Origin of the sequence: Streptomyces sp. NBC_01217 (genome assembly GCF_035994185.1) — a bacterium.
In the GTDB taxonomy this organism is placed as follows: Bacteria; Actinomycetota; Actinomycetes; order Streptomycetales; family Streptomycetaceae; genus Streptomyces.
Genome location: NZ_CP108538.1, coordinates 7996100 through 8016316, shown reverse-complemented (window position 1 = coordinate 8016316; position 20217 = coordinate 7996100). Strand labels below are relative to the sequence as shown.

Sequence of the window (20217 nt, the reverse complement as noted above, 5' to 3'; positions counted from 1 at the left end):
GAGGCTTCGAGCTCTGCCGGGGAATCCCCATGCCGGGTCTGCCACGGCCGTGCGGCTCGCACGGCCGGACCCACGGCAGGCTAGGAGGTCGCACCCGCCGGAAGGTCGGGGCGGACCGACTGGAGGCCGGATGCGGCCGGGACGGTGAGGACCATGGTGAGTCCGCCACCAGGGGTGTCCTCGGCGTTCAATGTGCCGCGCATCGCCTCGGCGAAGCCGCGGGCGACCGCGAGGCCGAGGCCGACGCCCGCCCCGCGCGGGGCGTCGCCGTAACGCTGGAAGGGCGCGAAGATACGTTCCTTGGCCTCGTCCGGGACACCCGGGCCGCGGTCGACCACCCGCACCTCCACCCGGTCGGCGATGGCGCTGGCTGACACCAGGACCCGCTCGTCGCCCGGGCTGTATTTCACCGCGTTCTCGACGAGGTTGGCGACCGACCGCTCCAGCAGGCCGGGGTCGACGGCGACCATCGGCAGACTCTCCGGGATCTCCAGGTCCACGCTGCCCTCGGGAACCCCACCGAGCGCCATCGGCACCACCTCGTCGAGGTCGATCTCGCGGATCAGCGGGGTGACCGTGCCGGTCTGGAGGCGGGACATGTCCAGGAGATTGCCCACCAGGTGGTCCAGCCGGTCGGCGCCCTCCTCAATGCCCTCCAGCAACTCCGCCTGGTCCTCCTCGGACCAGGCCACGTCGTCGGAGCGCAGCGAGGACACGGCGGCCTTGATCCCGGCGAGCGGGGTACGCAGGTCATGGCTGACCGCGGCCAGCAGCGCCGTGCGGATGCGGTTGCCCTCGGCCAGCCCACGAGACTGGTCGGCCTCGGACTTCAGCCGCTGGCGATCCAGTACCACAGCGGCCTGGGCGGCGAACGCGGCCAGGACCCGCCGGTCCTCGGCCGGCAGCACCCGCCCCGACAGGGCGAGCGCCATGTGGTCGCCGACCGGCATGTCCACGTCTGCGTCCTCCGGTCGCTCGGCACGCGGGCGCGGGCCCACACTGCCGGCGCAGGTCCACGGGTCGACGTCGCTCTCCCGCTCCAACAGCGCCACCGACTCCATCCCGAAGGTCTCGCGGACCCGCTCCAGCAGTGCGTCCAGGCTCGTTTCCCCGCGCAGCACGCTGCCTGCCAGGAAGGACAGGATCTCCGACTCGGCCCGCAGCCGCGCCGCTTGATGCGTGCGCCGGGCCGCGAGGTCCACCACGGAAGCCACCGAGACGGCAACGCCGACGAAGATCGCGATGGCGACGATGTTCTTGGGGTCGGCGATCGTCAGGGTGTGGACGGGTGGGGTGAAGAACCAGTTCAGCAGCAGGGAGCCCACCACTGCCGAGGCCAGCGCCGGGTAGAGCCCGCCCAGCAGGGCCGCGGCCACCGTCAGCGTCAGGAACAGCAGCATGTCGTTGGCCAGGCCGACTTCAGGCGTGACCCCGGTGAGCAGCAGAGTCAGGAGGGCCGGGCCGGCCGCCCCGACCAGCCAGCCCCATATGACCCGGGGGCGGCCCAGGCGCGCGCTCCGGGCCACGGGCAGCCCGCGCCCCTTGCCCACCTCGTCGTGGGTGATGAGGTGAACGTCGAGGTCGGGCCCCGACTCCCGGGCGACCGTCGCGCCGACGCCCGGCCCGTAGACGTACTGCCATCCCTTGCGTCGGGACACCCCGAGGGCGATCTGTGTGGCGTTGACGCCGCGGGCGAAGTCCAGGAGCGCCGTCGGTACGTCGTCCCCGATGACGTGGTGGAAGGTGCCGCCCAGTTCCTCCACGAGGGTGCGCTGGACGGCGAGTTCCTTGGGCGAGGCGTGGGTCAGTCCGTCACTGCGGCCGATGTAGACGGCCAGCACCTCGCCGCCCGCGCCCTTCTCCGCCAGCCGCACGGCACGGCGGATCAGCGTGCGGCCCTCGGGACCGCCGGTGAGGCCGACGACGATCCGCTCACGAGAGCCCCAGATCTTCGAGACCCGGTGCTCGCTGCGGTACTCGGTCAGGTATTCATCGGCCCGGTCGGCCACCCACAGCAGCGCCAGCTCGCGCAGGGCGGTCAGATTGCCCGGGCGGAAGTAGTTGGACAGGGCCGCGTCGACCTTGTCGGGCTTGTAGATATTGCCGTGCGCCATGCGGCGGCGCAGGGCAGGAGGTGACATGTCGACCAGCTCGATCTGCTCGGCCCGTCGTACGATCTCGTCCGGTACGGTCTCCTGCTGCCGGATGCCGGTGATGGACTCGACGACGTCACCGAGCGATTCCAGGTGCTGAATGTTGACCGTCGAGACCACGTCGATCCCGGCGGCCAGCAGTTCCTCGACGTCCTGCCAGCGCTTGGTGTTGCGGGAGCCGGGAATGTTCGTGTGGGGCAGCTCGTCGACGAGGGCCACCTGGGGGTGCCGGGAGAGCACCGCGTCCACGTCCATCTCGGTGAAGACGGTGCTCCGGTATTCCAGCTCCTTGCGGGGGATCTGCTCCAGGCCGTGCAGCATCACCTCGGTGCGCGGACGGTTGTGGTGCTCCACGAAGGCGACCACACAGTCCGTACCCCGCTCGACGCGGCGGTGCGCCTCGGAGAGCATCGCGTACGTCTTGCCGACGCCTGGTGCCGCACCGAGGTATATACGAAGTTTGCCGCGTGCCATCTTCTCGTCTCTTCGTCTCTTCGTCTCTTCGCCTCTGCGGGCGGAGGCTGGGGGTGCTGGGGGCGGTCTCGAAAGCCTGATTCAGCTCTCGAAGCGGTATCCCATGCCGGGCTCGGTGATGAGGTGGCGCGGGTGGGCCGGGTTCGCCTCGAGTTTGCGGCGCAGTTGGGCCATGTAGACGCGGAGATAGTTGGTCTTGTCGCTCCGGGAGGTGCCCCATACCTCCTGGAGCAGGTGTTTCTGCGTGATGAGACGACCGGGGTTGGTGACCAGGATCTCCAGCAGATGCCATTCGGTCGGGGTGAGGTGTACGTCGTGTCCGCCTCGGGTGGTCTTCTTGGCCAGCAGGTCGATGGTGAAGTCGTCCGTCGCGATGAGAAAGGTTTCGGGAGCCGGCGGCGCGGTCTCCGTGCGGCGGACGGCGGCCCGCAACCGGGCCAGCAGTTCGTCCATGGTGAACGGCTTGGTGATGTAGTCGTCGGCGCCCGCGTCGAGTGCGGCGACCTTCTCGTCGGAGGCCCGCCGGGCGGACAGCACCAGGATCGGTACGCGGGTCCAGCCGCGCAGCGTCTTGATGACGTCTACTCCATCCATGTCCGGCAGGCCCAGGTCGAGCAGAACCGCATCAGGCCGGCGCGCGGCGGCGAGGCGCAGGCCGGTGGCACCGTCGGGCGCCGGGTCCACTCCGTACTGGCGGGCCTGCAGGTTGATCACGAGGGCCCGGACGAGCTGAGGATCGTCCTCCACCACCAGTACCCGGGTCATCGGCGTGTGCCTTTCCTGTTGTACGGCAGGCCGACGCCAGCGGAACCGGCCTCACGGTTGCGGGAGTCGACGCGACGGGGGTGTCGCCCCGTCCGCCAACTCCCGCATGGTGCGCATAAGGCCATCAGCTCCTCGCCACGAGGTCCTTGAGCGCGATGTTGAGTTCGAGGACGTTGACCGTCGGCTGGCCGATGAAGCCGAGGGTGCGGCCGTCGGTGTGCTCGTCGACCAGCTTCTGCACCTGGGCGACGGACAGGTTGTTCTTCTCGGCGATGCGGTGCACCTGGATGTCGGCGTACTCGGGAGAGATGGCCGGGTCCAGGCCGGAGCCGGAGGAGGTCACCGCGTCGGCGGGGACGTCGGACGGCCTGACCGTGTAGCCGTTCACCGAGTTGTCCTTGATGACGGCCTTCTTCGCCGCGGTCACCCAGTCGATCAGGTCCTTGTTGTCGCCGGAGCGGTTGGTCGCGCCGGACAGGATCAGCTTGTACTGGGTGTTGACGCTGTTGGCGCCGAGCCCGTTGGAGGGGCGCGGCTGGAACCACTTGAGGTCCGGGGCCGCGGTCTCCTCGCCCTTCTTCAGCGGCAGGTCGTAGCGCTGGCCGATGAGGGTGGAGCCGACGACCTTGCCGTTCGCGGTGATCTCGGAGCCGTTGGCCTTGTCGGGGAAGATGCCCTGGGCGACGCCGGTGACGGCGAGCGGGTAGAGCACCCCGCAGACCACGGTCAGGACGAGCAGGGCGCGCAGACCGGCCCAGAGCAGCCGGGCGGTGTTTCCTGCGGAGTTGTTCATGGAGGTCATGGCAGGTCAGCCGATTCCGGGGATGAGGGAGATGATCAGGTCGATGATCTTGATGCCGATGAACGGGGCGATCAGCCCGCCGAGACCGTAGATCCCGAGGTTGCGCCGGAGCATCGAGTCGGCGCTGCTGGGCCGGTAGCGCACGCCCTTCAGGGCGAGCGGGACCAGCGCGATGATGATCAGCGCGTTGAAGATGACCGCGGACAGGATCGCGGACTCGGGTGAGGACAGCTGCATGATGTTCAGCTTGTCCAGGCCCGGGTAGACCACCGCGAACATCGCGGGGATGATCGCGAAGTACTTCGCGACGTCGTTGGCGATCGAGAACGTCGTCAACGCACCGCGCGTGATCAGGAGCTGCTTGCCGATCTCGACGATCTCGATCAGCTTGGTCGGGTTGGAGTCCAGGTCCACCATGTTCCCGGCCTCCTTGGCGGCCGAGGTACCGGTGTTCATCGCCACACCGACATCCGCCTGCGCCAGCGCGGGTGCGTCGTTGGTGCCGTCGCCGGTCATCGCGACGAGCTTGCCGCCCGCCTGCTCACGCTTGATGAGGGCCATCTTGTCCTCGGGCGTCGCCTCGGCCAGGAAGTCGTCGACCCCGGCCTCCTGCGCGATCGCCTTGGCCGTCAACGGGTTGTCACCCGTGATCATGACGGTCTTGATGCCCATGCGGCGCAGCTCGTCGAACCGCTCCCGCATGCCCTCCTTGACGACGTCCTTGAGGTGAATGACACCCAGGACCCGGGCGCCCTTCGCGTCCTCGACGGCGACGAGCAGCGGGGTTCCCCCGGCTTCGGAGATCCGGTTGGCAAGGGTATCGGCGTCCTCGGACACCTCTCCGCCCTGCTCCTGGACCCAGGCGATGACCGAACCGGCAGCACCCTTGCGGATCTTGCGCCCGTCGACGTCCACACCGGACATACGGGTCTGGGCGGTGAAGGAGATCCACTCTGCGCCGGACAGCTCGCCCTGGTGGCGTTCGCGCAGCCCGTACCTCTCCTTGGCCAGCACGACGATGGAGCGGCCCTCGGGCGTCTCGTCGGCCAACGAGGACAGTTGAGCGGCGTCGGCCACCTCGGCCTCGGTGGTGCCGGTGACCGGCACGAACTCGGAGGCCTGGCGGTTGCCGAGGGTGATGGTTCCGGTCTTGTCGAGGAGCAGGGTCGACACATCGCCTGCGGCCTCGACGGCACGCCCCGACATGGCGAGGACGTTGCGCTGGACGAGGCGGTCCATGCCCGCGATGCCGATCGCGGAGAGCAGCGCACCGATCGTCGTCGGAATCAGACAGACCAGCAGTGCGGTCAGCACGATCATCGACTGCCGCTGGCCCGCGTAGATCGCGAACGGCTGCAGAGTGACCACGGCGAGGAGGAAGACGATGGTGAGGGACGCGAGAAGGATGTTCAGCGCGATCTCGTTGGGCGTCTTCTGCCGGGCCGCGCCCTCGACCAGGGCGATCATCCGGTCGATGAAGGTCTCACCCGGCTTCGTCGTGATCTTGATGACGACCCGGTCGGAGAGCACCTTCGTACCTCCGGTGACCGCACTGCGGTCACCGCCCGACTCCCGGATGACCGGCGCCGACTCACCCGTGATGGCCGACTCGTCGACGGAGGCGACACCCTCGACGACGTCACCGTCTCCGGGGATGATGTCGCCCGCCTCACAGACGACCAGGTCACCGATGCGCAGCTCGGTGCCGGGCACCTGTTCCTCGGTCCTGCCGTCCTTGGACAGCCGGCGCGCGACCGTGTGGGTCTTGGCCTTGCGCAGTGTGTCGGCCTGCGCCTTGCCGCGGCCTTCGGCGACCGCCTCCGCCAGGTTCGCGAAGATCGTGGTCAGCCACAGCCAGAGCGCGATCGCCCAGCCGAACCAGTCGCCCGGGTTCAGACACGCCAGTACGGTCGTGAAGACCGAACCGATCAGCACCACGAACATCACGGGCGACTTGACCATCATCCGCGGATCGAGCTTGCGGACTGCGTCGGGGAAGGACTTGATCAGCTGCTTGGGGTCGAACAGGCCCCCGCCGACACGTCCTTCGCTCTGGTGACCCGTGGGCGCGTCCTGGTGCGGTGCCCGGGTGGGGGTGACAGTGGACATCGAGTCCTCTTGCTTCGTACGAGTGGTCATGACGCCAGCCCTTCGGCCAGCGGCCCCAGCGCCAGGGCCGGGAAGTAGGTCAGACCGGTGATGATCAGGATCGTGCCGACCAGCAGCCCGCTGAACAGCGGCTTGTGCGTGCCCAGGGTCCCCGCGGTCGCCGGGACGGGCTTCTGCCCGGCCAGCGAGCCGGCCAGCGCCAGGACGAACACGATCGGCAGGAACCGGCCCAGCAGCATCGCAAGACCGATCGTCGTGTTGAACCACTGCGTGTCCGCGTTCAGCCCCGCGAACGCCGAACCGTTGTTGTTCGCACCCGACGTATACGCATACAGAATCTCGGAGAAACCATGCGCACCGGAGTTGGTCATCGAGTTGGCCGGGGTGGGCAGGGCCATCGCCGCAGCGGTGAAGCACAGCACCAGCGCCGGGGTGACCAGGATGTAACAGGCCGCGAGCTTGATCTCCCGCGTGCCGATCTTCTTCCCCAGATACTCCGGCGTACGCCCGACCATCAGACCCGCCAGGAACACCGCGATCACCGCCATGATCAGCATGCCGTACAGACCCGAACCGACACCACCGGGCGCGATCTCGCCCAGCTGCATGCCCAGCATCGTGATCCCGCCGCCAAGACCCGTGAACGAGGAATGGAACGAGTTCACCGCACCGGTCGACGTCAGCGTCGTCGCCACCGCGAAGATCGACGAACCACCGACCCCGAACCGCGTCTCCTTCCCCTCCATCGCCCCGCCCGCGATATCGAACGCCGGACCGTGATGCGCGAACTCCGTCCACATCATCAACGCCGTGAAACCCAGCCAGATGACACCCATCGCCGCCAGGATCGCGTAACCCTGCTTCAGCGAACCGACCATCCGGCCGAAAGTCCGCGTCAACGCGAACGGAATGACCAGAATCAGGAAAATCTCCAGAAGATTGGAGAGCCCCCCGGGATTCTCGAACGGATGAGCCGAGTTGGCGTTGAAGTAACCGCCACCGTTCGTGCCCAGCTCCTTGATCGCCTCCTGCGAGGCGACCGCCCCGCCGTTCCACTCCTGCGAACCACCCAAGAACTGCCCGACACCATGAATACCGGAGAAGTTCTGGATCGCACCGCACGCGACCAGGACCACCGCCGCGACCACCGAGACCGGCAACAGGATCCGCACGGTGCCACGCACCAGATCGGACCAGAAATTGCCCAGCTCACCCGTACGGGAACGGGCGAAACCACGCACCAGCGCCACCGCGACCGCGATACCGACCGACGCCGAGACGAAGTTCTGCACCGCCAGACCACCGGTCTGCACGACATGGCCCATCGCCTGCTCGCCGTAATACGACTGCCAGTTCGTGTTGGCCACGAACGACGCCGCCGTGTTGAACGCCTGATCCGGATCGATCGACGCAAAACCCAGCGACCCGGGCAGACCGCCCTGCAGACGCTGCAGCAGATAAAGGAAAAGGACACTCACCGCGGAGAACGCGAGCACCCCACGCAGATACGCGGGCCAGCGCATCTCCGTATTCGGATCGGCACCGATGGCCTTGTATATCCACTTCTCGACCCGCAGATGCTTCTTCGAGGAGTAGACGGCGGCCATGTAGTCACCAAGCGGACGGTATGCCAGACCCAACGCCACAACGAGCGCGAGCAACTGGAGCACACCAGCGAGGACAGGGCTCATATCGGGCTCAGAACCTCTCCGGATACAGAAGGGCGAGGACGAGATAGCCCAGCAGGGCAACGGCCACGATCAGACCGACAACGTTCTCGGCAGTCACAGCTTCGCCACCCCCTTGGCAACGACAGCCACCAACGCGAACACCGCGATCGTGATGACGACGAAGGCCACATCGGCCATCGTGAGCTCCTGAATGAGGTACGGAATCGAACGGACGGTTAGAGGAAAGCGTCTCCATGGCCGGAATCGGTCGCCGTTGACACCTCCTTTACGGCAGCTCGTACGCCTTTGACAGAACTCTTACGGACAACTGATCCATCTGCCGCTGCCACAGCCGGTCGGGCTCCACCGCGGGGATCGGCACGGTCACGCGGGTTCCGGGCTCGGGGGCGTCAAGGAGGGGCAGGATGCCCATCAGAGCCGCGTCAAGGTACAGGGCCCGGCTCCCCCGGGGCTCTACCGTCGGCGCCATGGGACGCCGCAGCGCCGCGCGACACGACGCGGGCCACAGTCACGAAGAACCCCCCGCGGAGGTGACGTACGACCGCCGCTGGGCAAGGGACCTGCGCAGCGCGATCCGTTGCTCGGCCGCGCTCCTCGGCCTTCTGCTGCTGGTCGACTGGGGGGCCGACAGTCTCACGACCGTACGCGGCACGCTGTGGGCCGGGCTCGCCGTCCTCCTGTTCGTGGTCCTCTACCCCGCCCGGGTCACCGCGGGCGAGGGCTGGCTGGCCTCACGCGGTCTCCTGCGGGAGCGGCGGGTGCGCACCGACGTGTTGGTGTCCGTGCGCTGCCTGGACGGCGTCTCCCAACGGCTCCGCCTGCGGGACGCTTTCGGCGGACGCGTCGAGATCAACCCCGAGGTCCTCGTGAACAACCCCGATCTGTGGCACCGCCTCAACGAGGACGCCCGCAGATCCGACGCCAGCGGATCCCTGACCTGCGGGGCGACCGCGCTGCGCCAGATCTCGAAGCGCATCGACCGCGAGACGGCCTCGACCGTGTTCAAAGTGTCCGACCTGGACTGAGCCCGACACAGCCGGGTGGTCTCATACGCCCTGTCTTGCGCTCTGCGTACCGCGGGGGTGCTCCGCCCGCTCGGCGAAGGGCAGGGACAACACCATGGTCAGGCCCCCGCCGGGCGTGTCCTCCGGAGTGAGGGTGCCGTCCATCGCCTCGGTCAGGCCCCGGGAGAGGGCCAGGCCCAGGCCGAGTCCGGTGGTGTTGTCGGTGTCGCCGAAGCGCTGGAAGGGTTCGAAGAGGCGGTCGCGGTCGGTCGGCGGGAGGCCGGGGCCGCGGTCGACGACGCGCAGTTCGGCGCGGCCTGCGTGAATGCTGGCGGTCAGCAGCACCTTGTGCCCGGCCGGGCTGTGGCGGGCGGCGTTGCCCGCGAGGTTGGCGACCACCCGCTCCAGCAGGGGCGGATCGGCCAGCACGGCCGGAACCTCCTCCAGGTCCCCCACCTCGACCTCAGGGGTGTCCGCCAGCGCCGCCGGCAGGACCTCTTCGAACGTGGTGGCGCGCAGGTTCAGGGTGAGCGCCCCTGCCTGCAGCCGGCTGAGGTCGAGCAGGTTCTCCACCAGGCGGTTCAGCTTGGCCATCGACTCGTCGGCGGTGGCGAGGAGCTCGCCCCGGTCCTCGTCGGAGAACTCCACGTCACGGCTGCGCAGAGAGGAGACGGCTGCCCAGCCGGCGGCGAGCGGGGTGCGCAGATCGTGGCCGACCGCCCGCAGCAGCGCCGTGCGCATCCGGTCGGCAGCCTTGACCGGTTCGACCTCGGCGGCGGCCTCGGCGAGCCGGGCCCGTTCGACGGCAGCGCCCACGTGCGCCGCGAAGGCGACCAGGACGCGCCGTTCGGAGGACGGGAGAGGGCGGCCGCGCAGCACCAGGAAGGCGCCGGATCCCGCGGGTACGGCCGTCACGTCGTCCCCTGCGGGCGGCTCGTCCACCAGCTCCGCCGAGTCCATGCCGAAGGTCTCGCGGATACGCTCCACCAGTGCCGGGATCGTCGCGCCGCCGCGCACAATGGTGCCCGCGAGGGACGACATGGTCTCCGCCTCGGCGGTGGCCCGCGCCGAGCGCCGCGACAGACGCAGTGAACGGTCGACGACAGCGGCCACTATGGCGGCCACCACCGCGAAGACCGCGAGGGCCAGCAGCGCATTCGGATCGTTCAGCGTGAATTGCCCGATGGGCGGGATGAACCAGTAGTTGAGCAGCAGGGACGCCGTCACCGACGCGATCACCGCCGACGCGACCCCGCCTATGCAGGCCACCCCCACCACGGTGAGCAGGAAGAGCAGTGCCTCGCTGGTGAGGTTGAGCCTGCCCCGGGCTGCGTCCAGATCCAACAGGAAGGTGAGCGCCACCGGCAGCAGGAGACCGGCGACCGGGCCCGCGATCCGGCGCACGGTCGGCAGAGTACGTCGGCGCGAGGGCAGCAGCGTGCCGCCCCCGGCGCGTTCGTGCGTGACCGTGTGGATGTCGATGTCGCCGGAGAGTTCGACGACCGTCTCGCCGGTGCCGCGTCCGGTGACGAAGCGTTCGAGGCGGCCCCGGCGGCTGGTGCCGAGCACGAGCTGGGTGGCGTTCTCGGCACGCGCGAACTCCACCAGGGCGGTGGCGACGTCGTCGCCGACCACGGAGTGGTAGCTGCCGCCGAGGTCCTCGACCAGCCTCCGCTGCCGGACCAGGGAAGCGTGCGAGGCGCCCGCGGCGAGCCCGTCGCTGCGCGTGACGTGGACGGCGAGCAGGTCACCGCCGGCCGACCGGTCGGCGATACGGGCGGCCCGCCGGATGAGGGTGTCGCCCTCGGGGCCGCCGGTCAGCGCGACCACGACGCGCTCCCGAATCTCCCAGACCCCACCGATGCCGTGCTCAAAGCGGTACGACTGAAGCGCCTCGTCGGCGCGGTCGGCCACCCACAGCAGGGCAAGCTGACGCAGCGCAGTGAGATTGCCGGGTCGGAAGTAGTTGGCGAGCGCCGCGTCGACCTTCGCGGGCGCATAGATGTTGCCGTGCGCCATCCGGCGACGCAGCCCTTCGGGCGGCATGTCCACCAACTCGATCTGATGGGCTCTGCGGACGACCTCATCGGGCACCGTCTCGTGCTGCGGCACCCCGGTGATCTTCTCGACGACGTCGTTGAGGGATTCGAGATGCTGGATGTTGAGCGCGCTGATGACATCGATCCCCGCCGCGAGCAGCTCCTCCACGTCCTGCCAGCGCTTTGGGTTGCGGCCGCCGCCGGGGACGTTGCTGTGGGCGATCTCGTCGACGATCGCGACCTGCGGACGGCGCGCGAGGACCGCGCCGAGGTCCATCTCCGTGAACTCACCGCCGCGGTAGGTTCGCGAGGCCCGCTCGACGACTTCCAGGCCGTCCAGCATCGCCTCCGTACCGGGGCGCCCGTGGCATTCGACGAACCCCACGACGACATCGGCGCCGCGCGCCGCCCTGCGCCGCGCCTCGTCGAGCATGCGGTATGTCTTGCCCACCCCCGGGGCGGCCCCGAGGTAGACCTTCAGGCGCCCGGGGCGTACATCACCGCCGCCGGTCCGTACGTCAGTCATGTTGGCCCGTACGTCACTCATCGCAGCCGACGCGCTCCGCTCACTGGCGTTCAACTCCCCGGAGGGAAGGGTTCCTTCCTTCTACGGAAGCGCTTGTGCGAGCCGCTCGGCGCACCCTTTGACACAACCTTGACGCGGGTCACCCGGACGTTGACAGCACTTTGACAATCCCTGGACCGATAGGGTGAAAGCGGTGTGCCGGGAAGTCTGGTCGGCAGGGAGCCACAAGGTCTCCTTCTCATGGCCAAGGGGACGGCATGCGCAGCGTAGGGACGGTTCTGGCTCTCGTGGTACTCGCCACCGTGGTGGCAACCTTCGCACGCCGCTGGCGGATCCCCGCTCCCTCTCTCCTTGTGGTCGCCGGCCTCGCCGTCGCCCTGCTGCCCGGCACTCCCGAAATACAGATCAGTCCGGAGATCATCGGGCTCGTCGTGCTGCCACCACTGCTGTACGCGAGTGCCGAGGAACTGCCCTGGCGCGAGCTGCGCGCGGTGTGGAAGCCGGTCGGGGTGCTGTCGATCGGTCTGGTGCTGGCCTCAGCGGCAGCGGTCGGCGCGGTGGCGTCCCTCGTCACCCCGCTGTCGTGGCCCATGGCGCTGGTGCTGGGCGCGGTGCTGGCCAGTACGGATCCGGTGGCCGTCACCGCGCTGGGCAGGCGCCTGGCGCTGCCGCCCAAGGTGCAGGTACTGGTCCAGGCCGAGAGCCTGTTCAACGACGCGACGTCACTGGTCCTGTTCCGGGTCGCGGTGAGCGTCGCCGTCGCATCGGCGGCGGTCGGCTGGGGTGCGGCAGCAGGAGAGTTCGCGCTGCTGGCCGGCGGCGGCATGGTCACCGGAGCGGCCGTTGCGGGGGTGGTGGCCATGATCCGCAGGCGTACGGAGGACCCGGTCCTGGAGACGGTGACTTCCCTCGTCACCCCGTACGCGGCCTACGTTCTGGCCGAGGCGGCGCACGCGTCGGGTGTCACCTCCGTGGTGGTGGCCGGTGTCGTCCTGGGCGGCCGGGGCAACCGGCTCACCAACGCCCGCATACGGCTCCAGCTGCACGCCGTCTACGGCACCGTCGTCTTCCTGCTGGAGAGCGTCGTCTTCAGCCTCATCGGCCTGGCCCTGCCGTCCCAAGTACGCGCGCTCTCCGACGGCGACCGGGCGTGGCCGCTGTACGCGCTCGCCGTTGCCGCCACGCTGATCGCCATGCGCATGCTGTGGCTGGCGCCACTGTCGGCGGTGGTGCAGCGCAGGGGCGGCATCCAGCGCATGAACTGGCGAGTGCCGGTGGTGCTGACCTGGGCCGGCACCCGGGGTGTCGTACCGCTGGCCGCCGCCCTGTCCATCCCGGTGACCACAAAGGCGGGGGTCACGCTCTCGGAACGGCCCCTCGTCCTCGTTCTCACCACTTCGGTCGTGGTCGCCACCCTCGTCGTTCAGGGCTTCTCCCTCTCCTCGGTCGTCCGCCGCTCCGGCATCGCCCTGGAACCCGACCACACGGAGCGGGAGGAGGCCGAGGCCCGCTGCAGCCTGGCGACGGCGGGGCTGAGCCGCCTGGAGGAGATCTCGGACCTGGAAGCCGTCCCGGACGTCGTCCTGGACCGCCTCCGCCGCGGCCTGACGGCCCGGCTCGATCACGCCCGCGACCGGCTCGCGCAGGAAAACGGCGGCGGGACCCCCACGGAGTCCGCCGAACTCACCTTCCGCCAGTTGCGCCGCGACCTGATCGACGTGGAGGGGGCCGAGCTCCAGCGCCTCTACGACGAGCACCGCATAAGCGACACGACCCGCCGCCGGCTGCAACGCTCACTGGACCTGGAGGAGGCGCGCCTCGCGGACGCCTAGTGGGAATGCGAGCGCACATCCGCTTCCGAGGCCCGGAAGGGCGACGCCCTGGGCTGCCCGGCCCGCGACTCCCTGATGCCCTCTCAGCCAATCTTGACGATGCTCTTATGCGGCCGCCCGAAGAGCCGTAAGAGAGGCGCAAATACCACGCTGAACGGCGCAGTTCGGGCATCCGGCCGGGCTAGATTTCCCCTCGGCCGCCGGAGAGGCACGCGGACGTCAGTGGCATGGCGGCTCTCCTCCGGGGAGCACCCATGGGGTGCTCCCATGCCCGTGACCAGCACTGCGGTGCCGGGGGCGGCCGGCCACCACTCGCTCTGTCAGCCCAACCGGTCGCCGACGCGCCGCCCTGCGCGTGGGCGCGGTTCCCCACCGAGGCACGAAGGTCCCCATGTTTCCCGCCGCTCCCCAGCAGGCCCCGCCGTCCCGTTCTCAGCGCACTCCCCAGCCCGGGTCGCAGGGGGGTCTTGGACGCCGCGCACCGAGCGGGCTGTTCGAGCCCGCCCAGCTCGCGCGGTCCTTTCCCGAGGCGCTGCGCAAACTGCACCCGCGGGTCCTCGTCAAGAACCCGGTGCTGTTCGTCGTCTCCGTCGGAGCCGTCCTGACCACGCTCTCCGCGGCCCTCCACCCAGCCGTCTTCACCTGGGTGATCAGCGCCTGGCTCTGGCTGACGGTGGTCTTCGCGAACCTCGCGGAGGCCGTCGCCGAGGGCCGCGGCAAGGCGCAGGCCGAGTCGCTGCGCAAGGCCCGCACCGACACCGTCGCGCTGCGCCTGCGCCACTGGAGCTACAGCACCGATGTGCGGCACGCCGAGACGGAGGCGGTGGCCGCCACCGACCTCAGGCCGCTCGACGTAGTCCTGGTCGAGGCGGGCGAGCTGATCCCCGCCGACGGCGACGTCATCGAAGGCGTCGCGGCGGTCGACGAATCCGCCGTCACCGGCGAGTCGGCGCCCGTCATAAGGGAGTCCGGCGGCGACCGCAGCGGCGTCACCGGCGGCACGACGGTGCTGTCGGACCGGATCGTGGTCCGCGTCAGCGCCCGCCCCGGTCACTCCTTCCTGGATCGCATGATCGCGCTCGTCGAAGGCGCCTCCCGCCAGAAGACCCCGAACGAGATAGCGCTGAACATCCTGCTGGCCGCGCTGACCATCGTCTTCATCCTGGTCGTCGTCACACTCCAGCCGATGGCCGACCACGCCGGCGCCGCCCAGTCCACCACCGTGCTGGTCGCCCTCCTGGTCACCCTCATCCCCACGACGATCGGCGCGCTGCTGTCCGCGATCGGTATCGCGGGCATGGACCGTCTCGTTCAGCGCAACGTCCTCGCCATGTCGGGCCGCGCGGTCGAGGCCGCCGGCGACATCAACACCCTGCTCCTGGACAAGACCGGCACCATCACCCTCGGCAACCGCGAGGCGGCCGCCTTCGTCCCGCTGCCCGGCATCGCCGAGGCCCAACTCGCCGACGCCGCACAGCTGTCGTCCCTGGCCGACGAGACACCCGAGGGCCGCTCCGTCGTCGTACTGGCGAAGACCCGGTACGGGCTGCGCGCCCCCGCCGAAGGCGAGCTGAGCCACGCGCGATGGGTGAAGTTCACCGCCCAGACCCGAATGAGCGGCGTCGACCTGTGCTGGGACAACGGCGCGGTGTGCGCCATCCGCAAGGGCGCCGCCCAACAGGTCGTCGAATGGGTGGAGATGTACGGCGGCCAAGTCCCGCCCGAGGCTCGTCGGTTCGCCGACTCTGTGGCGACCTCCGGCGGCACTCCCCTGCTGGTGGCCGTGCACGACTGGGACGGCCCGCGCGTGCTGGGCCTGATCCACCTCAAGGACGTCGTCAAGGACGGCATCCGCGAACGCTTCGCCGAACTGCGCCGCATGGGCATCCGCACAGTGATGATCACGGGCGACAACCCGCTCACCGCCCGCGCCATCGCCGAAGAGGCGGGCGTGGACGATTACCTGGCCGAGGCGACCCCCGAGGACAAGCTCGCACTGATCAAGCGGGAGCAGGAGGCCGGCAAGCTCGTCGCGATGACCGGTGACGGCACGAACGACGCACCGGCCTTGGCGCAGGCGGACGTGGGTGTCGCGATGAACACGGGGACGTCGGCCGCCAAGGAGGCCGGCAACATGGTCGACCTCGACTCCGACCCGACCAAGCTCATCGAGATCGTGGAGGTCGGCAAGCAACTCCTCATCACCCGGGGCGCGCTGACGACGTTCTCCATCACGAATGACGTCGCGAAGTACTTCGCGATCATCCCGGCGATGTTCGCGGCGGTCTATCCCGGCCTGGAGTCGCTCAACGTCATGGGTCTGCACAGCCCGAAGTCCGCGATCGCCTCGGCGATCATCTTCAACGCGCTCATCATCGTCGCCCTGATCCCCCTCGCACTGCGGGGCGTTCGCTACACGCCGTCGTCCGCACACGACCTGCTGCGCCGCAACCTCATGCTGTACGGACTCGGCGGGCTCGTCCTCCCCTTCGCCGGCATCAAACTGATCGATCTGCTCATCTCAGGCGTGCCGGGGCTGGGCTGAGGCACGTACTCGTCAGCGAGCGGCTCCTCATCGACCAGTCGCGCATCGGCGCTGACGCGGCCCGGATCCGGACCAGTTGGAGCGACGGCCGGGGCCTCGCCGCCTCCGGTCACGGCTGGGAGCGGCAAGGACGAACGGAGACGTTCCTCTCAGCGTGCGCGCCACTCTGGGCCTGTGGATCACTGTTTGCATACGCTGGCCCCGCCGTCCGCGAGATGGCCGGATCCGCACGCCGCGCAGCACGTCAGGGGAGCCCGCAGATGGCCACCACCGAACACGCCCGTACCAGCCGATTGCAGGCATGGATGCTGGAAGGGCTGTCCGACATGGGCAAGGGCAGCCGGCAGAAGCCACATGCCCCGCCGTCGCAGCCTGTGCACAAGGGGCAGCGATGGTGGCGGGTGATGTGCCTGACCGGTGTCGACTACTTCTCCACCCTGGGCTACCAGCCCGGTATCGCCGCCCTGGCCGCCGGGCTGCTGTCGCCTGTCGCCACTGTCGTGCTCGTGATCGTCACTTTGGCGGGCGCGCTGCCGGTCTACCGGCGGGTGGCCGAGGAGAGCCCGCGCGGCGAGGGCTCGATCGCGATGCTGGAGCGGCTGCTGTCGTTCTGGAAGGGCAAGCTGTTCGTCCTGACGCTGCTCGGCTTCGCTGCCACCGACTTCCTGATCACCATCACGCTGTCGGCGGCGGACGCCTCCACCCACCTGGTGGAGAACCCGCACCTGACCGATGCGCTGTACGACAAGCAGATGCTGATCACACTCATTCTCGTGGCGCTGCTGGGCGCGGTGTTCCTCAAGGGCTTCCTGGAGGCGATCGGCGTCGCGGTCGTGCTGGTGGGGATCTACCTGGCGCTCAACGTCGTGGTCACGGTGGCGGGGCTCTGGCACGTGATCACGGAAGGGCACGTGATCACCGACTGGTCGACGGCCCTGACCGCCGAGCACGGAAACGTTTTCGCCATGATCGGAGTGTCTCTGCTGGTCTTCCCGAAGCTCGCGCTCGGCCTGTCCGGCTTCGAGACCGGCGTGGCGGTCATGCCGCACGTCGAAGGCGACCCCGAGGACACCGAGGAGAAGCCCACCGGCCGTATCCGGGGCACGAAGAAGCTGCTGACCACCGCTGCGGTGATCATGAGCGTGTTCCTTATCGCCACGAGCTTCATCACCACCGTGCTCATCCCGGAGAAGGAGTTCGAGTCGGGCGGCCAGGCCAACGGCCGCGCACTGGCATATCTGGCACACGAGTACCTCGGAAACATCTTCGGCACGGTCTACGACGTCTCCACCATCGCCATCCTGTGGTTCGCCGGCGCCTCCGCCATGGCCGGTCTGCTCAACCTGATGCCGCGCTACCTGCCCCGGTACGGCATGGCCCCGCACTGGGCGCGCGCCGTGCGCCCGATGGTGATCGTGTTCACCCTGGTGGCATTCCTGGTCACATGGATCTTCGACGCCGACGTCGACGCCCAGGGTGGCGCCTACGCCACCGGCGTCCTCGTGCTGATCAGCTCCGCCGCCATCGCCGTCACCATCGCCGCGCGCAAGGCGGGCCAGCGCAACTGGACCATCGCCTTCGCCGTCATCTCGGCGATCTTCCTCTACACCACCGTCGTGAACGTCATCGAGCGCCCCGACGGCGTGAAGATCGGTGCCTGCTTCATCGCCGGGATCATCCTCGTCTCACTGCTTTCACGACTCGCCCGCGCCTTCGAACTCCGGGTCACCAGCGTGACCATGGACGGCATGGCAGAGCGCTTCGTGCGGGATGTCGCCAGCCGCAGGATCCGGTTCATCGCCAATGAGCCCGACAACCGCGACATCGCCGAGTACCGCCACAAGATCGAGCAGATCCGTCAGGACAACGACGTCCCGACCCCGGAGGACTTCGTCTTCGTCGAGGTCACCGTCCTCGACCCCTCGGAGTTCGAAGCGGGCCTGAACGTACGCGGCGAAGTCCTGCACGGCCGCTACCGCGTCCTGACCCTGGAGAGCTCCTCCGTCCCCAACGCCCTCGCCGCCCTGCTCCTTCACGTCCGCGACACCACCGGCTGCACCCCGCACATCTACTTCGAGTGGACCGAGGGCAACCCCTTCACCAACTTCCTCCGCTTCTTCCTCTTCGGCCAGGGCGAGGTCGCCCCCGTCACCCGCGAAGTCCTGCGCGAGGCCGAACCGAATCGAACCCGCCGGCCGCGTGTCCACGTCGGCTGAGCCGGACGAGGCACGGACTCGGCAAAGGAGCCGAGCAGGGCTTGTTCGGTGGGAGCCCGCTCAGCCGAGGTCCACCTCCGGTTCGTACATGTCGAGCCACATCGCGAGGTCCAGGGTGCGTTCCAGACCGCGGCGGGAGGCCGAGGTGATCCGGGGGACGTCGTGGTCGGCCACCCGTTGCAGCCGGGCACGGTCGATGAGGTCGAAGACCCGGTGGTCCGGGCGCGCGAGCAGGTCGTGGGCGTACCCCTGGAGGGCGACGGCGTACTTCGGGTCCTGGGTCGACGGATAGGGGGTCTTGGTCCGCTCGTACACGGACCGGGGAAGCAGGTCCGCGGTGGCCTCGCGCAGCAGGCTCTTCTCCCTGCCGTCGAAGGACTTCAGGGCCCAGGGGGCGTTGTAGACGTACTCGACGAGCCGGTGGTCGCAGAACGGCACCCGGACCTCCAGGCCGACGGCCATGCTCGCGCGGTCCTTTCGGTCGAGCAGGATGCGCACGAACCGGGTCAGGTGGAGGTGGCAGATCCTGCGCATGCGGTACTCGAAATCGCTCTCGCCGGTGAGCCGTTCGATGCCGGCGACGGCGGATTCGTAGCTGTCGCGGATGTATCCCTCCAGGCCGAGGGCCTGGTTCACGTCGTCGCGGAGCATGCCCGCGTCCTCGCCGAAGCGCTCGGCGAACCGCACCAGCCAGGGGAAGGTGTCGGCGCTGCGGGCCTCCTCGTCGAAGAACTGGAGGTAGCCGCCGAAGACCTCGTCGGCCGACTCGCCGGACAGCGCGACGGTCGAGTGTTCGCGGATGGCCCGGAAGAGCAGATAGAGCGAGGCGTCCATGTCGCCGAGGCCCATGGGGATGTCCCGGGCCCGGATCATCCGGGCGCGCACCTCGGGGTCGGCGAGGGCGTCCGGGTCGAGCACGATGTCGCGGTGGAGGGTGCCCGCGCGGTCGGCCACGTCGTGCACGAACGGCGTGTCGGGGGTGGTGCGCAGTGCGTCGGCGACGAAGTGCTCGGTACGTCCGACGAAGTCGACGGCGAAGGTGCGGACCTTCTCGCCGCTCCGGGCGAGCTGCCGGGCGGCGAGCAGGGTGACCGCGGACGAGTCGAGACCGCCGGAGAGCAGGACGCAGCGGGGTACGTCGGAGACCAGTTGACGGGACACGATGTCGTCGAGCAGTGACCGTACGCGGGCGATCGAGGCGTCCCGGTCGTCGGTGTGCGGGCGGGTCTCCAGCCGCCAGTAGACGTGCCGGCGCAGACCCCCGCGGTCCACGGTGACGACCGTGCCGGGCTCCACCTCGTACATGCCGTCCCACACGGCGTGGCCGGGGCTCTTGACCAGGGCGAACAGTTCCCGGAGCCCGTCGAGGGCGACCCGGGGCCGGGCCACCGGATTGGCGAAGATCGCCTTGGGCTCCGAGCCGAAGAGCACTCCGTCGGGCGTCGGCCAGTAGTAGAGGGGCTTGACCCCCATCCGGTCGCGGATCATGACGAGCTTGTCGTGGCGGCTGTCCCAGAGAGCGAAGGCGTACATGCCGTTGAGCCGTTCGGCGACCGACTCGCCCCACTCCAGATAGCCGTGCAGCACGACCTCGGTGTCCGAGTCGGTGACGAAGCGGTGCCCGCGGGCGGTCAGCTCGGTACGGAGTTCGGTGAAGTTGTACGCCTCACCGGAGTAGACGAGGGCGACGTCCCCCTCGGGCGTCTTGACGCTCATGGGCTGGCGCCCGCCGGGCAGGTCGATGACCGCGAGCCGGCGGTGTCCGAGCCCCGCGTGCGGGGCGATCCAGGTCCCCCGGTCGTCGGGCCCCCGGCAGGCCATGGTCTCCGTCATCGCGTCCAGCGTCGTGACCGCCTCGGTTGCCCACAGATCACTGTCGAAGGAGACCCAGCCGACGATGCCACACATACGCGTCCTCCAGATCGGGTCCCGGCCGGAGAAGTGGTCGTACGCACGGTGCCGTCCTGTGGGCGGGGCGCCGAGGTCGAGGGCCCGGCAGAACCAGTTGTATTTTGCAGCTATATAACGAGCCTGTGCCTGCGATTGCGTACGGTCAACACG

Annotated in this window: 13 protein-coding genes; 4 read left to right on the top strand and 9 right to left on the bottom strand. The window is 69.1% G+C overall.

What is annotated here, in order from left to right; translation table 11 throughout:
- Window positions 1-80: 80 nt before the first annotated feature.
- The 7 genes from OG507_RS35785 to OG507_RS35755 all read right to left on the bottom strand — a co-directional run bounded on the left by OG507_RS35785 (window position 81) and on the right by OG507_RS35755 (window position 8406).
- Complete coding sequence (locus OG507_RS35785; protein ID WP_327371246.1) at window positions 81-2627, bottom strand: sensor histidine kinase KdpD; 2547 nt, start codon at window positions 2625-2627, stop codon at window positions 81-83.
- An 81-nt stretch (window positions 2628-2708) separates the two neighbouring features.
- Window positions 2709-3392 (bottom strand): response regulator, encoded by a 684-nt coding sequence (locus OG507_RS35780; RefSeq protein WP_327371245.1) that lies wholly within the window; start codon window positions 3390-3392, stop codon window positions 2709-2711.
- Window positions 3393-3516: 124 nt separating this feature from the next.
- Window positions 3517-4185 carry a potassium-transporting ATPase subunit C gene (locus tag OG507_RS35775; RefSeq protein ID WP_327371243.1) on the bottom strand — a complete coding sequence of 223 codons (669 nt, stop codon included), beginning with the start codon at window positions 4183-4185 and terminating at the stop codon, window positions 3517-3519.
- Window positions 4186-4200: 15 nt separating this feature from the next.
- Window positions 4201-6333: a potassium-transporting ATPase subunit KdpB gene (gene kdpB / locus OG507_RS35770; protein ID WP_327370312.1), complete on the bottom strand. Its 2133-nt coding sequence runs from the start codon at window positions 6331-6333 to the stop codon at window positions 4201-4203.
- Window positions 6330-7994 (bottom strand): potassium-transporting ATPase subunit KdpA, encoded by a 1665-nt coding sequence (gene kdpA / locus OG507_RS35765; protein WP_327372156.1) that lies wholly within the window; start codon window positions 7992-7994, stop codon window positions 6330-6332. The genes kdpB (OG507_RS35770) and kdpA overlap by 4 nt, the downstream gene beginning before the upstream one ends.
- Window positions 7995-8001: 7 nt before the next feature.
- Window positions 8002-8091, bottom strand: a complete 90-nt coding sequence (kdpF, locus tag OG507_RS35760; RefSeq protein ID WP_037823947.1) for a K(+)-transporting ATPase subunit F — start codon at window positions 8089-8091, stop codon at window positions 8002-8004.
- A 168-nt stretch (window positions 8092-8259) separates the two neighbouring features.
- Window positions 8260-8406, bottom strand: coding sequence for a hypothetical protein (locus OG507_RS35755; protein ID WP_327371242.1), 147 nt, complete (start codon window positions 8404-8406; stop codon window positions 8260-8262).
- A 55-nt stretch (window positions 8407-8461) separates the two neighbouring features.
- On the opposite strand from OG507_RS35755, the gene OG507_RS35750 reads away from it, so the two are divergent.
- Window positions 8462-9019: a hypothetical protein gene (locus OG507_RS35750; protein WP_327371241.1), complete on the top strand. Its 558-nt coding sequence runs from the start codon at window positions 8462-8464 to the stop codon at window positions 9017-9019.
- Window positions 9020-9040: 21 nt separating this feature from the next.
- Here OG507_RS35750 and OG507_RS35745 read toward each other — a convergent pair whose 3' ends face one another.
- Entirely contained in the window at window positions 9041-11584 is a 2544-nt protein-coding gene (locus OG507_RS35745; protein ID WP_327371240.1) for a sensor histidine kinase, read from the bottom strand.
- A gap of 236 nt (window positions 11585-11820) precedes the next feature.
- Between OG507_RS35745 and OG507_RS35740 the strand changes: the two genes are divergently transcribed.
- The 3 genes from OG507_RS35740 (at window position 11821) to OG507_RS35730 (ending at window position 18156) form a co-directional block, all read left to right on the top strand.
- On the top strand, window positions 11821-13395 hold the full coding sequence (locus tag OG507_RS35740; RefSeq protein WP_327371239.1) for a Na+/H+ antiporter: 1575 nt from the start codon (window positions 11821-11823) through the stop codon (window positions 13393-13395).
- A 391-nt stretch (window positions 13396-13786) separates the two neighbouring features.
- Window positions 13787-15940 carry a potassium-transporting ATPase subunit KdpB gene (gene kdpB, locus OG507_RS35735; protein WP_327371238.1) on the top strand — a complete coding sequence of 718 codons (2154 nt, stop codon included), beginning with the start codon at window positions 13787-13789 and terminating at the stop codon, window positions 15938-15940.
- Between the two features lie 260 nt (window positions 15941-16200).
- Window positions 16201-18156 (top strand): amino acid transporter, encoded by a 1956-nt coding sequence (locus tag OG507_RS35730; RefSeq protein WP_327371237.1) that lies wholly within the window; start codon window positions 16201-16203, stop codon window positions 18154-18156.
- A 60-nt stretch (window positions 18157-18216) separates the two neighbouring features.
- Here the strand turns inward: OG507_RS35730 and asnB are convergent, their stop codons facing one another.
- Window positions 18217-20064 (bottom strand): asparagine synthase (glutamine-hydrolyzing), encoded by a 1848-nt coding sequence (asnB, locus tag OG507_RS35725; RefSeq protein WP_327371236.1) that lies wholly within the window; start codon window positions 20062-20064, stop codon window positions 18217-18219.
- Window positions 20065-20217: the final 153 nt, after the last annotated feature.

Excerpts from the sequence above, each read along its gene's own strand:
- OG507_RS35785 (WP_327371246.1), bottom strand. The coding sequence starts at position 2,627 with ATGGCACGCGGCAAACTTCGTATATACCTCGGTGCGGCACCAGGCGTC.
- asnB (WP_327371236.1), bottom strand. The coding sequence starts at position 20,064 with ATGTGTGGCATCGTCGGCTGGGTCTCCTTCGACAGTGATCTGTGGGCA.
- OG507_RS35750 (WP_327371241.1), top strand. The coding sequence starts at position 8,462 with ATGGGACGCCGCAGCGCCGCGCGACACGACGCGGGCCACAGTCACGAA.
- kdpB (WP_327371238.1), top strand. The coding sequence starts at position 13,787 with ATGTTTCCCGCCGCTCCCCAGCAGGCCCCGCCGTCCCGTTCTCAGCGC.
- OG507_RS35775 (WP_327371243.1), bottom strand. The coding sequence starts at position 4,185 with ATGAACAACTCCGCAGGAAACACCGCCCGGCTGCTCTGGGCCGGTCTG.
- kdpA (WP_327372156.1), bottom strand. The coding sequence starts at position 7,994 with ATGAGCCCTGTCCTCGCTGGTGTGCTCCAGTTGCTCGCGCTCGTTGTG.
- OG507_RS35740 (WP_327371239.1), top strand. The coding sequence starts at position 11,821 with ATGCGCAGCGTAGGGACGGTTCTGGCTCTCGTGGTACTCGCCACCGTG.
- OG507_RS35755 (WP_327371242.1), bottom strand. The coding sequence starts at position 8,406 with ATGGGCATCCTGCCCCTCCTTGACGCCCCCGAGCCCGGAACCCGCGTG.
- OG507_RS35780 (WP_327371245.1), bottom strand. The coding sequence starts at position 3,392 with ATGACCCGGGTACTGGTGGTGGAGGACGATCCTCAGCTCGTCCGGGCC.
- OG507_RS35730 (WP_327371237.1), top strand. The coding sequence starts at position 16,201 with ATGGCCACCACCGAACACGCCCGTACCAGCCGATTGCAGGCATGGATG.
- kdpB (WP_327370312.1), bottom strand. The coding sequence starts at position 6,333 with ATGACCACTCGTACGAAGCAAGAGGACTCGATGTCCACTGTCACCCCC.
- OG507_RS35745 (WP_327371240.1), bottom strand. The coding sequence starts at position 11,584 with ATGAGTGACGTACGGGCCAACATGACTGACGTACGGACCGGCGGCGGT.